We start from the raw sequence: 13,735 nt of genomic DNA on the forward strand, positions 1-13,735 counted from the left end.
ACAGCTTTTTTTAAAACAGATTCTTAACGGGATTACCCTATTGAGTGAAGGAACCGAAGTCCGTAATCTTCAAATCAACCGTGACATGAATAGGAGTCCGGCTGAACACCTCGTCCCAATGATCCTCCAGCTTGTTCCATAAGGCGGGTTCCTGGATGCTGAGTCTGGTGGAGAATCCGCCCACATCTGCTTTGTAATCCGACTGCAGCTTGTGAAGCATACTCTTCATCATCCCCTCCAGCCGCTCCTTGAACAGCTTCTCTGCTTTTTGGGGAAGATGGGTGGCCGCAGGGTATTCCTCTACGTTCCAGGTTTCGCTTAGCCTTCCTTCCGTTACAAGCTTGACGTCGAAGGACAGCTCGCCGCCGTCTGCTTTGGCAGTGATTTTACTCTTCATGGACTTGAGTTCATAGGTAATCGGCTCATTGCTCCAGTCGTAGGTCTTGATGACCCCGCTTTGCCCCCCGTTGGTCAGCCAGCTCAGACATTCGGTTTCCTCCTGATTCAGCGGGCCCACCCAGTGCCCGGTATCTCCCTTGATCACTCCGGCTCCCGAGAATTCTACCTCACCATTCGCCGTTACCAGGTTCTGCAGTGCATAACTGCGTTTGGAGTGCATATTGGCATCCATTTTCGATAAAATAACAGGGTCCAGCACCTTGCTGGTTCTCTTCTGATTGCGCAGCATATCTCTGATGTGAAAGGCAGGAATTTCATTTTTTTGCTTCGCGACCATAGTGTCTGCTGCGCGGCCTTGGCTTATGAACACCATCGTGCTGGGACGGATATCATTATCCCGAAGGACGAAATCCATTAACTGGTTTATCCTCTGCTGCTTGAGCAGCTCACTGGAGATCACTATAACCTTGAGGTGGTGGCCGATGATCGGCCGTTCACGTAGAATCGAATATTGACGGAAGATCTCCAGCACAGAATCTCCGGTTCCGGTTACATTCATATAGGGTGGACTGCTGCCGCTGCTGCCGCCTTGTTTATCTGTCCCTCCCACGGAGTTAGCCGGAACCATCTGCACAGTGGCGGTGATTTTATTCTTTTTATAATAAGTAGCGCCCTTGTCCTCCAGCTCCTGTTCTGTGGGCGAGAACTCTCCGACATCCAGAGCCAGCCCTGCGTATAGGGCCAGATCCTCAATCTCTTTACTGCTCCAGCAGGAGGTCAGTGTGGCAAGGATTAGCAGACTACACAGCACCACCAGGATTCGTCTACACATGCTGCTTCAGCCCCTTCACCCGGATGAGCCAGACGACAGAGAGCAGGACAGGCACCAGCAGGAACAGCACCAACCCCATCTTGCCTATGGTATCTCCGAGTGCGAACAGATCGCCTAAGGATTTGGGCAGCATCGCCGAGATGAACAGCAGCGGAACCAACGCATAAATAATCGGGTGCACCTTAAGCTTGAAGATCTGTGAGAGACCCAGCGTGGACTGGAAAAAGAAGCTGCTGAAGTTGCAGAACATCTGCATCAGCCAGATGACCATGAACGGGAATTCCAGACGCTCGAAGAAAAATCCCGGCACCTCGAAGCTGCGCAATAGATCAATAGTGGGCCAGGTGCTGGTGATGGCGGAATCAATAGAGATGCCTCCGATCACTATAATGATGGTCAGGAAATAGATGGACAGCAGGATGGACAGGCCGCCAAGCATAGCTTTGACAGCCTTTTTGGGGTCCTCCATGAATGCCACAAGCGTCATAGTGACTTCACAGCCGGTGAATACAAGCACGGTGGATTTGAGCCCGGCGAATACGGGGGACCATCCCTTGCCGAGTACAGGACGCAGATTATCGATATCGAACATCCGCAGGCTGAGCACGAAGGAGATGAGCAGAATCATAATGCTGATCGGAAAAACAATGGTGTAGACACGGGCAATAGAGTTGATGCCTCCGTATACGAGGTAGGTGCTCAGCCAGAGAAAAGGAAGGATTACTGCCCAGATCGGAGTCCCCTCCAGCAGAAAAAACAGGGTAACCTCAGCCAGTGTACGGATCTCAAAGCCGGCGATAGTGATGAAATACAGGATTAACAGCATGGACAGAATGCCGCCGATGAACCGGCCGGTCAGCAGCCTTGAGTACTGAAAGACGGTTTTTCCCGGAAATTGCTGGCTGATCTTCACCATAAGGAGGACAACCAGCATCACAATGGCCCCGCCGAGCAGGGTGGAGATCCAGCCATCCGGAGTTCCGACACTCTTGCTTACGCTGCGCGGCAGTGTGAGCACACCCGCGCCCAGCAAGGTATTGTTCAGGAAAATGGCCGTTTGTGTAGCCGTGATTTTATCATCCGTGCGTATGAACATACTGCATTCCTCCTTATACCAGACGCGGTCATGATCTTCGTTTACTCTGCTTAGTCTTCATCATTTTCGGTCTGCGCTTCATCAGTGCCATCGGAGCGCGCAGGAACAGATCCTTCCAGTCACTGAGCCGGAAAGGGGAGAGCGGGGTCAGATAAGGCACTCCGAAGCTCTTGAGCTTGGTCAGGTGGCAGCAGATCAGCAGGAAGAACAAAATGGTCCCGTACATTCCCAGCACCGAGGCGAACAGCATACCGGCGAAGCGCAGCATCCGCAGGGTGATCCCGGCGCTGTACATCGGAATGGAGAAGGAGGATATAGCAGTTACGGCCACCGTAATGACCAGGAACGGGCTGACGATCCCCGCCTGAACCGCTGCATCGCCGATGATCAGACCGCCGACGATGCCCATTGCCGGACCGATCGGCTTCGGCAGCCGGATGCCCGCTTCCCTAAGAATCTCGATGGCGACCTCCAGAATCAGCACCTCTATTAGAGAGGGAAAGGGCACACCCTGCCGGGTCTTAATGATCGTGATCGCCAGCTCTGTAGGAATCAGCCCCGGATGAAAGGAGATGAAAGAGATGTACAGGGCTGGAGCCATCAGGGCAAAGAAGGATGCTCCAAAACGCAGCAGCCGCAGAAGTGTTCCCGGCAGCCAGCGCTCATAATAGTCTTCCGGCGACTGCAGCAGCATGCTGAAGGTTACCGGTGCGATTAGTACAAAGGGTGTGCCGTCCAGCAGGATGGCAACCCGTCCTTCCAGCAGGGCACTGATCACTCTGTCCGGCCGTTCTGTATTCTGTAGCTGCTGGAACGGACTGAGATAATTATCCTCAATCAGCTGCTCGATGTAGCCGGATTCGGCCAGGAAATCCATATCGATTTTGCAGATGCGGTTCTTAATCTCCTCCAGCAGGTCGGGATTGACGATATCCTTCATGTAGGCCACAACGATCTCCCTTTCAATAGCGGTCCCTGCCCGGAAGGATACCATCTCAAGCTGATCGCTAAGGCCCTGGCGGCGCAAAATAGAGGTATTCTCGCTGAGCACCTCCGTGAAGCCCAGTCTGGGGCCGCGGAGCAGCGCTTCGGAGACCGGCTCGTCCGCCTGGCGGCTGGGAGCACCGGGCATCTCGATCAGGAGCCCGCAGCGCAGCCCATCGATCAGCAGGGCGGCATGGCCGAAGAGGACAGACTTATTGAAGTCCCTGATATGCTCTTCCTCTCTAAGCTCGCTGAAGGGAAGACGATGCCCGGCCATTTCAACAGAAGACTGCGGACCGGGAGGCATCTCATGCATCAGGTATTGCATAACTTCCATACTGAGCAGCCGGTCACTCTGCATGCCATCGACATGGATGACGACTCCTTGTGCACCTGTTTTCGCATTTGTGAATGCTCTGAAATGGACATCGCTGTTGTTGCCGATGCCGGATTTAACCGCCTGCAGGTCATCCTTAAGATCACCGGTAAACCGGGCGGAGGATTCCTCTGGAGCCAGCGGCGGCGGCCCCTGCGCAGGAACGGTTTTTGCGCCGTACCCGATCTGGCCGCGTCCGCTGCCTACCAGCTTGTAGAGCGATTTATAGAGATAGGCCAGGAGCAGCGGAACAAGCATAGCCACACCCGCTTGTGCGAAGATTGCCCAGCCGGGTATATAGGAAAGAATCATACCGAACAGTGTAATCATCCCCAGCTTTTGAATTTGAGTATAACGGAGTACGAGTTTTCATCTTCATGCAGTTTTCCAAACTTTATCTAAATTTACTCGTAATTACCGAAAATAATTTGGCACGGTGGGTCCGGCTTATATGCTCCCCGGGTCCGGCAGTCCTGCCACGCGAAATAAGATATAATGCATAGAGTACAGGTTGTTCCATACATTTCGGAATGAAGCAGTCAGGAGAGAGGCGCAGCACATGAAGACTTTACTGGTCACAGGCTACCGGGCCCATGAGCTCGGCATTTATGACAGCAAGCATCAGGGCATTCCCTATATCAAAAAAGCACTCGCGAACCGGATCATTCCGCTGGTGGAGGAGGGCCTGGAATGGGTCATTACTCCCGGGCAATATGGTGTTGATCTGTGGGCCTGCGAGGTGGTGCTGGAGCTGAAACAGCAATATCCCGGACTGAAGCTGGGCATTATTACGGCCCATGCCTCACCGGAGGAGAAGTGGAAGGAAGAGAAGCAGAATGAATACCGCCGCATTGTAGCCGGTGCTGACTACTACGGAGCCGTCAGCAATGCTCCCTATGACGGGAGCTGGCAGTTCAAGGCCAGAGATGATCTGCTGCTGCGTAAAAGCGACGGGATTCTGTTGTTCTACGACGAGGATGCGGCGGAGAGCAGTGCGAAGTTCACCAAAGAGCGGGTCGTGAAGCTGCATGCCGAAGGCGATTATGAGCTGCATCTGATGCATGCAGAGGAGATTCAGAGCATTGCCGATGAAGAGAACCGGCATGACTATGATTGAGAAGGGGGTGCGCAGCTGCGGGCTGCGCACCTGGAGCCTGTCCCATGTTGGCCTGAAGCGGGATCAGATGAAGCTGCGGAGTGAAGGCGGCTTGCGTACCTTATAGTTCTGCTCATAAGCATAGGCCAGTCTGATAAGCACCGGTTCTTCATAGGCCCGGGCGGAGAAGGTTACGCCGAAGGGGGCACCGGCTGAGGTATAGCCTGACGGCACCACGATCGACGGATATCCGGCTCTTGAGGTAATCCGTGCGCCGAAGTCAGCGGGGAACAGCAGGGCATCAAGCTGATGTTCGCGCATAGTAGCGTCAATCCCGAGCTCCTTGCAGAGTCTGAGATCCGTCATGCGGTCACGCAGATATTGCGGCTCAGTGAAGGTGCCGGAGGTTGTTAATTCGGCATCGAGCAGGGTCGCTTGCCCGAACTTCAGCGTCTGGACCGGATGGGCATGATTGAAATCAATAATATCCTTCAGGGTGCGCATCGGTGCACCCGGACCCAGGCGGGCCAGATAGGCGTTCAGTGAGGTTTTGAATTCATTCAGCACCACAGATGAATAGCTAATCTCCCGCGCCGTTGTAATCTCGGCCGGATCGATAATGGTCGCCCCGAGCTCCCGCATTCGCTCCACAGAGGCATTGAATAGCGCAAGCTGCTCCTCCGTCAGCTCCTCGAAGTAATAATCGCGCGGAATTCCGATTCTTGCTCCCCGCAGACCGTCTGCATCCAGGAAAACCGTATAATCCTCATGAACCTTACCTCTGTTCGTACCCATAGCCGCATCTCCGGCATCCTGACCGAGCAGAGCGTTCAGGAGAAGGACGGCATCCCGGACCGTTCGTGCCATAGGCCCGGCGGTATCCTGCGTGCTGGAGAGCGGCAGAATACCGGAGCGGCTGATCAGCCCCACCGTGGGCTTAATACCGATAATAGAGCCAAGATTGCCGGGATTGAGGATGGAGCCGGAGGTCTCTGTTCCAACGGAGACGGTGCAGAAATTACAGGCCACCGCTACCGCAGACCCTGCGCTGGAGCCGCCTGTCGGCGTGGAGATGTTATAGGGGTTAAGCACCTGCCCGCCCCGGGAGCTGTAGCCGGAGGGCATTCCATTCGTCATGAAGTTGGCGAATTCCGTCATATTGGCTTTGCCCATAATGATAGCTCCCGCCTCGCGCAGCCTGCTGACGATGAAGGCATCCTCTCCGGCAAAAGAGTCCGCCAACGCGAGCGAGCCCGCGCTGGTATGCATGTTATCCCCGGTATTAATGTTATCCTTCAATAGCACCGGTATGCCGTGCAGCGGTCCGCGCGGACCCTGAAGCTGGCGCTCTACGTCCAGGGATTCAGCGATGAACAGCGCATCCGGGTTAATCTCCAGTACAGAATTCACCGTTAGACCGTTTTTGTCATGATCCGCTATGCGCTCAAGGTACATCAGGACTAATTGTCTGGAAGTGATCTCCCCGGAATCCAGAGCGGCTTGAATGTCAGACAGGGTAGCCTCTACGATTTCAAAACTCATGCGGGTCCACGCTTCTTTCCCTTTGGATTATAGTAGTATTCTCCATATATAAGCACAGTTTTGCCTGTCTTCATAGCATTCTTTTAACACCCGGACGACCATGACTTTGGATGTAACTTTTAAACGGCTGATTAGAAGGGGGGCTCCTGTGGTTAAATACATCACAAGATTTAACAATACTACTTGCTAACATCACTAGGAGGAATCGAACTTGAAGAAATGGACTACGATATTTATGGGTGTTATGCTGACAGTTGCCTTGGCTGGCTGCGGCAATAATGAGGAGCTCAAACCATCGGAGGGCGCTGCAACAGCTGCACCTGCAGGAAGCGCGGCTCCGGAAGCCTCCGCATCGGCAGCGCCTGCTGAACAGACATCAGACGGCGTTCCAACGGTGGATGAATTGATTCAGAAGTCGGTTGCCGCATCGGGTGATCTGAAGAGCTTCGCGATGGAATCGCAGGTGAAGCAGAAGATCAATGTGAAGACGGCACAAGGGGACAATGCGCAAGATACCGATATGACCACGAAATCCAAGTTCATTAAGGAGCCGCTGATGATGCATCAGGAGGTGCAGATGAAGACGGCCCAGGGCGACCAGAAGATTGAGCAGTATGTGACTAAGGACGGCTTCTATTCCCAGGTGAACGGGCAATGGATGAAGCTGCCTGCTACGATGGGGGAACAGGTCCTAGCTGCTATGCAGCAGTCCGCGAACCCTGAGAAGCAATTGGAGCAATTCAAGGCGCTTACCGAGAAGACCAAAATCACTGAGGAAGGCGATAGTTATCTGTTGTCTGCCGAGGTATCCGGCGATGACGTCAAGGAGCTGGCGAAGTCTTATATGAACCAGGGCGGCAGTGCCGATCCTCAGATGGCTGCCATGATGGACCAGATGAATATCAAGAGCATGAATATCGCCTATGCGGTGGATAAGAAGACCTATTTCCCAACCCGTACAGATGTAACCATGGTCATGGATATGACCAGCAATGACCAGACGATATCGATTGATATGGATATGAAGGCGACCATCGGCGATCACAACAAGGTCGACGAGATCAAGGTTCCGCAGGAAGCACTGGATGCGAAGGAAGTTGAAATGCCTTCAACACCGGCAGCCCCAACCACTCCGTAACAGGCTAACCGGGCTGAATAGGAATGTAACACATGGAAACGGCGCTGCTGTCCTGATTAGGATGGCAGCGCCGTTTTTGGCGTGAATTGTTTTGGAGGGTGGTTTTATAAATTAAACGAGTTGCTGATCATACCAAAGGCTGCGCCGGCAATGACGGAGGTGATCAGCTTGTAGAAAATATATCCGGTCACAATGTTGGCGATGGCAATCGGGTATAAGGTGTCAATGCCCCGGCTGCCGCCAGTGTTCAGCGGATATTGGAACAAAGCCGTATTCATGCTGATGAAGACGAACAGGAAGGACAACGCCACCAGTGTGGTCGAGAAGGAGTACAGGCTGACAAGTAGTGTGAGAATCGCCAGCACCAGCAGCGCCACGGCCGGAACGAGCAGCGTTCCCATCCGGGTAATCAGCAATTTAAAATCGAAGCTGACCTTCTCCAGCCGGAGAACGGCATAAGTGGCTCCGCAAGCAACGGCCAGGCCAACCGCCGTCAATAACAGCGGCTTCAGGAAGCCGGGGCCGAAGATGGCCGAGACATCCCATTTGATGAACAGGGTGAGGAAATATAAGGCCGTTAACAACGCCGTAAGGCCCATGGTGATCAGGCTGTTCATGAAATGGGCCACAGGGATTTCCCTCATTGTACTGTACGGGCGGGTAAGGGCTCTCAGGTAAAAGCTCCAATACTGCTTGCCTACTGCCTGTGCCTGCTGTACACGTTCATCCTTGAGCAGATTATTGAACTGCTCGGATACCTTACGCTGGGGCTGCGGTTGCCCAGGTTGGTTGTTAGGTCCCTCAGGATTCGTGAAGGGTGTTCCGCCTTCCGGGTTGTTCATTGTGATTCCTCCTTGTGAAATATATGGAAAATGCCATTGGCTCTAGTATAAGGGGACTCAACGGGAAATTCTATAAATTTGCCGGAATATGCAGAAATTCATGCGAAAAAGCCCGTAAATCGTCGATAAACGTCGATTTACGGGCCGGGACCCATTCTATTCCTGTAATTCGTCTGCCACCCGGGCAAACCCCTCTTCAGCGAGATATTCCTCCGCTTCAGCGACCGTCTCGAAGGCCATCTCAAGCTGTAGTCCGGCATAGAGATACCACAGATCCTCCTCGAATCTCAGGCTCAGCGTATGCCCGTCCTCATTCGTCCACAGTGATTGCGCTTCAGCTCCGCCCGTCTGCGCTTTTTTCTTTCTTTTGGAAGGGGCAGGGGCCTCGGGAATGTACATCAAGAGAGAAGTGATAGACGCATCCAGCAGCTCGCGCAGCGCAGCCTCCGAATAATCGCGGATATTGACCAGTCCCTTATCATCCGTCTCATAGCCCCGCAGCAGCCCGGCATAGACGAAGCCGTTCCCGTTCGGGTGAATATACGAAGCCACGGTCTTCTTGTCGTGACGGCTCTGCTCCAGGTGATAATTCACCCGTCCCAGTGAGACCTTCCGCGCCTCCAGCTGGGGATAGGAATCAAGAATAGCTATTTTCTGTTCAAAAGTAAGCATATACAGCCTCCGGTTCACTTGAAATATAAAAATGTATAGGTTTCACGCTATACATTATCTTTCTATTTCTCGCTGAAACGGTACCGTCCTTTAAAAGGACGGCAATACCGTTTCCGCTTGTAGTCAGTTGATTATACCACGCAGCGGGGTGCTGGACTATAACGCGCTTCCCCGGTTCATTACTCTGCCAGCGGGAGCCGCAGCACGAAGGTGCAGCCCTGCGGCGGATTGCTGCCCAGCTCCAGGCTGCCGCCCATGGCTTCGGCCAGCAGTCTGCTGAAGGTCAGGCCCAGCCCGAGTCCGCGAAGCAGGCTCTGCTTGCCCGAGCTGCGGTAGAAGGCTTCGAAGATCCGTTCCCGGCTGTCCGGGTGGATGCCCGGCCCGTTATCTGTAACGGAGATTTCGGCCTGCCCCTGCGGCGTAGCCGTAAGTTCAAGCTTCAATTGGAGATTGCAGTCCGGCGTCTTCGCCTGCAGACTGTTGCCCAGCAGATTCACAATAATCTGCTGGATGCGCAGCGGGTCTCCCCGCAGCACAAGCGGGTTCTCCGGCAGCAGCAGGATGGGCTTATTAACCTCCCCGTTCTGGGTCAGCATCCATTGATAGAGGATTTCCTCCAGCAGCGGGGCCGCTTCGAGCTTATCATGACGGACGGCAACCATGCCCGCTGTCAGCGCATTGTAGTCCAGCAGATCGGCGACCATATGCTGCAGCCGCCCGGTCTCAAGCAGAGCGATATCGAGGAATTCATTGGCCTCCTCGCCTTCGACAACGCCCTCGCGTACCGCATGGAGCAGTCCTTTGATTGAGGTGACCGGCGTCTTCAGCTCATGGGACACGCCGGCCAGCATGATGGCCCGCGACTGCTCGAACTGCTGCAGCTTGCCCGCCATCTCCTGGAAGGAGACGAGCAGCTCGTGAATCTCACGTTCTTTGGCCCCGGTCTCAAGCGCGATATTATATTGGCCGCTGCTGATCTGCGCGGCGGCAGCGGCCACCCGCTGAACCGGCTTGGCCAGCTTGATCGACAAGAGATAGATCGTCAGCCAGCTTAGGATAATCAGGAAGACGATGATAATCGAGAAGAAGGTGATCTCCTCTGTCGGAATATGACGCAGGGAGCGCTTGGACTGCATAACCAGCACCTGCCCCAGTGTGCCCTGGTCCCCCTGGATCTGTGCGGCGGCGGCCTTGTATTCAGAGGTTCGCGAATCGGTCAGGCTATCATTGAGCTTGTGTCGCATTTCCTCGTCTGTCATCGGGGGCTGGGAGTATAACAATTCGCCTTCAGGTCCGGTGATGATTACGCACATTTCCTCAGTGACCTTGAAGAAGCGTTTGCGGTCCTCTACCAGCCTATTCAGGCCCCCGGTAATCGCTAATTGACCGTCTGTATCCACGCTCCGGTCAGCGATCTCCTGCGCCAGCAGGCCGGTCGTCTGCATCCGGTTGCTCATCGCCTCCTGCTGCATCCACCAGAGGGTGAACAGCGCCGTCACCAGCAGCCCGATGCTGATGATCAGCAGGTACCGCAGCGTCCAGTAAGTGAGAATGGAGGTAGTCTTCTTTTTCCTGCTGCTGTTCTTCTTACTCTTATTTATGTTGTCCATAATTGATAACCTGTTCCTCTCAGTGTGCGGATCTCGCCCTCGTCCTCCGGCCAGTGCGAGAGCGCCTGGCGCAGTCTTTTGATGGAGAGATCAACGGCACGGTCGCTTCCGTCATAATCCATCTCCCACACATGCTCCAGGAGCTGATCGCGGGTACAGATCTGGTTCGGCCGCTCCGCCAGGAACAGCAGCACCGACATGTCGCGCGGGCTGAGGCTGACCTCCGCCCCGTTCAGAAAGATGCTGCGCGCCGAGAAATCGATGAACAGACTGCCATAATGGCGCTTGCGGCTGCCGTCCGACCACTGCGAGGGGCGGCGCAGCACCGCCTTCACCCTTGCAACCACTTCCTCGGGGATGAAGGGCTTCGACATATAGTCATCCGCCCCTCCGTCCAGACCCGCCAGCCGGTCCTTGATCCCGTCGCGGGCGGTGAGCATGATGACCGGGCAGCTGCTCCGCTCACGGATGAGCTGCAGCAGCTCGAAGCCGTCCATCGCCGGCAGCATGATATCGAGCAGGACCAGCGAGGGAGGCGCCTCCTCGAAGGCGTCCAGGGCACTCCGGCCGTCTGCGGCCCGGGTGACGTGAAAGCCTGCTTTTCGCAGATAGGCACTAAGCACCCGCGCGATGGCTTCTTCATCCTCTACGATTAGTATCGATTGCATGAGCTTCAGTCCCTTAACTAAAATTACGACAATTCTAACACATTTGCAGGCTAGTATGCTTTGACTTATTCCCGACATATTGCTCTGGTAGAATGAGATTCAGCTGGAACGAGCAGAGACAGAAAATGGAATGGAGGAGATCGTATGAAGAAGAGAACAGTCGCTATAACCGCAGCCATTGTAATTATTGCAGGAGCCATCACCGCCTTCATCTTAGTGAATAACAGCCTTGGCAATAAGGTGGAGATTGAATCGGTGATTCCTGAGCAGGCGCAGAACAGCGGAGCCCAGAAGGAAGGAACGGCCAATGCGGCTGCTGCCGCTGCTGCTGTAACGCCGGAGCAGTTGAACGGAACCTGGAACATTGCAGAGCCGTCCAAGGTCTACTGGTCCGTGACCACATCCAAAGAAACGGTTAACTTCGTAGATCCTTCCGTGAAGGGTACCTGGAAGGTGAATCTGGAGGATGCCTCCGCGATGACCGGCGAAGGGGCGGTCGACATGAGCGCGCTTGATTCGGGAACCGCCCAGCGGGACGAGCATGTCAAGGGAGCGGACTTCTTGTCCGTAGCGGAGTTCCCGGAGGCCACCTTCACGGTGAAGTCCTTCTCGGAGATGCCAAAGGAATGGACAGAGGGTACAGCGGTGCCCGTACAACTGCAGGGGACGCTGACCGTGAAAGGCATCGAGAAGGAAGTGACGTTCGACTCGCAGGCCGCATATAGCGGCGGAGAGCTTAAGCTGTCGGGTACGACTACCGTAACTTTCGAGGATTTCGGCCTCAGCAATCCGCATTCCATCGTGCTCAGTACCGAGAACAATCTTGAGGTGCGCCTGGAGCTAGTGCTTAAGAAATAACATAGTGTTGGGGATGACCCTCCCCGTCTGCTGCGGATTCGCGGCTGGCGGGGAGGGTTTTTGCTGTGACTGGGGCTGGGGCGAAAGCGGTGGGCCAGATGTGGATGTATGCGAAAAAGCGAACACGTTTGGCCAGCGCGGGGTGTACGGCCGGAATGTAATCGAAAAACCGATTACATTGGGCTGGCGCGGGGCCTATGGCCGAAATGTAATCGAAAAACCGGTTACATTGGGCTCAGCGTGGGGCATATGGCCGGAATGTAATCGAAAAACCGATTACATTGGGCTGGCGCAGGGCGTATGGCTGGAATGTAATCGAAAAACCGATTACATTGGGCTGGAGCGGGGCGTATGGCTGGAATGTAATCGAAAAACCGATTACATTGGGCTGGAGCGGGGTGTATGGCCGAAATGTAATCGAAAAACCGATTACATTGGGCTGTCGCAGGGCGTATGGCTGGAATGTAATCGAAAAACCGATTACATTGTGCTGGCGCGTGGTGCGTGCTCCACAGCCCGTGACTTTTTAGAGAAATCCTGCAAGATGTGCAACAATCTATCCATGCAAGCGGTCGGTGAGAGAAGACTCTCAGAACTGGCGAGGGGGAGGCTGAGCATCGCCATGAAAGCATCTTTCACCCGGTAGGGTGTTTTTTTGTGACGGTACAAATCCCCGCCTTCAGGTTAAGTATAAGAGATACATAATTATTCAATAGGACCATCAGGTAAGGAAGGGAGTTAAGATACATGGATCGTAAGGCCAAAACTATACTGCAAAAATCGTTCTGGAGCGCCAGCGGCTGGAAGGGGACATACGGGCCTTTTTCCGGTGAAGAGTTCGACTATGCGAAGAGCAAGGGGGTCATGTTCGATCCCCTCACGATCACCCATGATGAGCTGGTGGAGAAGCTTCGGGTACTGCACAGCGGGAGTGTGACCCGGGAGAAGGTGGTGGCGGCTTTTCTGCACAGCCTGTCTACCCGGAAGGTTCATCTGCGGAGTGCCTTGTCCAGCTGGGCCTTAACCTCGGAGCTGCCTGCACATGAATTCGCCCAGCCCCCCGCTGAGCAGCCAAGGTATAGCAGCTGTGCGGCCTGTGATGCCAGACACTTGATGTCTGATCAGCAGTACAACGCTGTGGATCTGAATGTGCTCAATTTCGAGCGGGTCAAATGGGGCGGCATCCGCCTTAATAAGCTGCTGTATTGCTGGCTCGATCTGGAGCTGTTCAGCCGGGAAGAGGAGGTGGAGGCTGCTCCGCAGGATCTTCGTATTTTGCAGGATATGGCCGAAGCCGTGAAGCTATGCGGCAGCAAGGATGGTGCACGGAAGCTGGAGAAGCATTGGAAGGATATATTCCCCTCGAACCGGCATGAACGGGATGTGGTGATGGAGATCTGGGGATATGCTGGAATTCTGGTTCCGCAGGAGGAGCCGCGCCAGGGGCGGGGCGGAGACAATGACTTCAACGCTGTAGCCAACTGGCGCGGGGAGGACGGTTATTCGAAGGAACGCCTGAATGTGTTGTTCGGGCTGTAATACACACTTGTCTGGAGCTGGAGGGTCCTGCCGGTCGGCGGACATGTACACACCAGGGAGATTTTGATAGAATCAGAGGGACC

At 54.5% G+C, this 13,735-nt stretch carries 13 protein-coding genes; 5 read left to right on the forward strand and 8 right to left on the reverse strand.

Annotation, left to right across the window (positions count from 1 at the left end):
- Positions 1-37: 37 nt before the first annotated feature.
- From MKY12_RS02935 to MKY12_RS02945, 3 genes are read right to left on the reverse strand one after another with little or no spacing between them, the layout of a single operon-like run.
- Positions 38-1,231 (reverse strand): Ger(x)C family spore germination protein, encoded by a 1,194-nt coding sequence (locus tag MKY12_RS02935; protein WP_339312841.1) that lies wholly within the window; start codon positions 1,229-1,231, stop codon positions 38-40.
- On the reverse strand, positions 1,224-2,327 hold the full coding sequence (locus tag MKY12_RS02940; protein ID WP_339312843.1) for a GerAB/ArcD/ProY family transporter: 1,104 nt from the start codon (positions 2,325-2,327) through the stop codon (positions 1,224-1,226). Before MKY12_RS02940 ends, MKY12_RS02935 begins: the two co-directional genes overlap by 8 nt.
- 28 nt (positions 2,328-2,355) lie before the next feature.
- The gene (locus tag MKY12_RS02945) at positions 2,356-4,008 is read right to left on the reverse strand and encodes a spore germination protein (RefSeq protein WP_339314756.1); all 1,653 of its coding nucleotides are present in this window, start codon (positions 4,006-4,008) and stop codon (positions 2,356-2,358) included.
- A 238-nt stretch (positions 4,009-4,246) separates the two neighbouring features.
- On the opposite strand from MKY12_RS02945, the gene MKY12_RS02950 reads away from it, so the two are divergent.
- The gene (locus MKY12_RS02950) at positions 4,247-4,804 is read left to right on the forward strand and encodes a DUF1273 domain-containing protein (RefSeq protein WP_036731292.1); all 558 of its coding nucleotides are present in this window, start codon (positions 4,247-4,249) and stop codon (positions 4,802-4,804) included.
- Positions 4,805-4,867: 63 nt separating this feature from the next.
- On the opposite strand, the gene MKY12_RS02955 is transcribed toward MKY12_RS02950, so the two are convergent.
- The gene (locus MKY12_RS02955; RefSeq protein ID WP_339312844.1) at positions 4,868-6,325 is read right to left on the reverse strand and encodes an amidase family protein; all 1,458 of its coding nucleotides are present in this window, start codon (positions 6,323-6,325) and stop codon (positions 4,868-4,870) included.
- Positions 6,326-6,536: 211 nt separating this feature from the next.
- Here MKY12_RS02955 and MKY12_RS02960 point away from each other — a divergent pair, with 211 nt between their 5' ends.
- Positions 6,537-7,463 (forward strand): DUF6612 family protein, encoded by a 927-nt coding sequence (locus tag MKY12_RS02960; protein ID WP_339312846.1) that lies wholly within the window; start codon positions 6,537-6,539, stop codon positions 7,461-7,463.
- Between the two features lie 104 nt (positions 7,464-7,567).
- Here MKY12_RS02960 and MKY12_RS02965 read toward each other — a convergent pair whose 3' ends face one another.
- From MKY12_RS02965 to MKY12_RS02980, 4 genes are all read right to left on the reverse strand, one after another.
- Positions 7,568-8,305 (reverse strand): hypothetical protein, encoded by a 738-nt coding sequence (locus MKY12_RS02965; protein WP_339312848.1) that lies wholly within the window; start codon positions 8,303-8,305, stop codon positions 7,568-7,570.
- A gap of 156 nt (positions 8,306-8,461) precedes the next feature.
- Positions 8,462-8,977 carry a hypothetical protein gene (locus MKY12_RS02970; protein ID WP_209877133.1) on the reverse strand — a complete coding sequence of 172 codons (516 nt, stop codon included), beginning with the start codon at positions 8,975-8,977 and terminating at the stop codon, positions 8,462-8,464.
- A gap of 179 nt (positions 8,978-9,156) precedes the next feature.
- A complete protein-coding gene (locus tag MKY12_RS02975; protein WP_036731304.1) occupies positions 9,157-10,587 on the reverse strand; it encodes a HAMP domain-containing sensor histidine kinase in 1,431 nt (476 codons plus the stop codon).
- Complete coding sequence (locus MKY12_RS02980; protein WP_339253781.1) at positions 10,575-11,255, reverse strand: response regulator transcription factor; 681 nt, start codon at positions 11,253-11,255, stop codon at positions 10,575-10,577. The genes MKY12_RS02975 and MKY12_RS02980 overlap by 13 nt, the downstream gene beginning before the upstream one ends.
- A 144-nt stretch (positions 11,256-11,399) precedes the next feature.
- Between MKY12_RS02980 and MKY12_RS02985 the strand changes: the two genes are divergently transcribed.
- From MKY12_RS02985 to MKY12_RS02995, 3 genes are all read left to right on the forward strand, one after another.
- Entirely contained in the window at positions 11,400-12,113 is a 714-nt protein-coding gene (locus MKY12_RS02985) for a YceI family protein (protein WP_339312851.1), read from the forward strand.
- Positions 12,114-12,394: 281 nt separating this feature from the next.
- Positions 12,395-12,643 carry a hypothetical protein gene (locus tag MKY12_RS02990; protein ID WP_339312853.1) on the forward strand — a complete coding sequence of 83 codons (249 nt, stop codon included), beginning with the start codon at positions 12,395-12,397 and terminating at the stop codon, positions 12,641-12,643.
- A gap of 217 nt (positions 12,644-12,860) precedes the next feature.
- On the forward strand, positions 12,861-13,652 hold the full coding sequence (locus MKY12_RS02995; RefSeq protein WP_339312855.1) for a hypothetical protein: 792 nt from the start codon (positions 12,861-12,863) through the stop codon (positions 13,650-13,652).
- Positions 13,653-13,735: the final 83 nt, after the last annotated feature.

Origin of the sequence: Paenibacillus sp. FSL M7-0896 (genome assembly GCF_037975415.1) — a bacterium.
Taxonomy (GTDB): domain Bacteria; phylum Bacillota; class Bacilli; order Paenibacillales; family Paenibacillaceae; genus Paenibacillus_AQ; species Paenibacillus_AQ silagei.

Excerpts from the sequence above, each read along its gene's own strand:
- MKY12_RS02935 (WP_339312841.1), bottom strand. The coding sequence starts at position 1,231 with ATGTGTAGACGAATCCTGGTGGTGCTGTGTAGTCTGCTAATCCTTGCC.
- MKY12_RS02940 (WP_339312843.1), bottom strand. The coding sequence starts at position 2,327 with ATGTTCATACGCACGGATGATAAAATCACGGCTACACAAACGGCCATT.
- MKY12_RS02950 (WP_036731292.1), top strand. The coding sequence starts at position 4,247 with ATGAAGACTTTACTGGTCACAGGCTACCGGGCCCATGAGCTCGGCATT.
- MKY12_RS02955 (WP_339312844.1), bottom strand. The coding sequence starts at position 6,325 with ATGAGTTTTGAAATCGTAGAGGCTACCCTGTCTGACATTCAAGCCGCT.
- MKY12_RS02965 (WP_339312848.1), bottom strand. The coding sequence starts at position 8,305 with ATGAACAACCCGGAAGGCGGAACACCCTTCACGAATCCTGAGGGACCT.
- MKY12_RS02970 (WP_209877133.1), bottom strand. The coding sequence starts at position 8,977 with ATGCTTACTTTTGAACAGAAAATAGCTATTCTTGATTCCTATCCCCAG.
- MKY12_RS02975 (WP_036731304.1), bottom strand. The coding sequence starts at position 10,587 with ATGGACAACATAAATAAGAGTAAGAAGAACAGCAGCAGGAAAAAGAAG.
- MKY12_RS02980 (WP_339253781.1), bottom strand. The coding sequence starts at position 11,255 with ATGCAATCGATACTAATCGTAGAGGATGAAGAAGCCATCGCGCGGGTG.
- MKY12_RS02985 (WP_339312851.1), top strand. The coding sequence starts at position 11,400 with ATGAAGAAGAGAACAGTCGCTATAACCGCAGCCATTGTAATTATTGCA.
- MKY12_RS02995 (WP_339312855.1), top strand. The coding sequence starts at position 12,861 with ATGGATCGTAAGGCCAAAACTATACTGCAAAAATCGTTCTGGAGCGCC.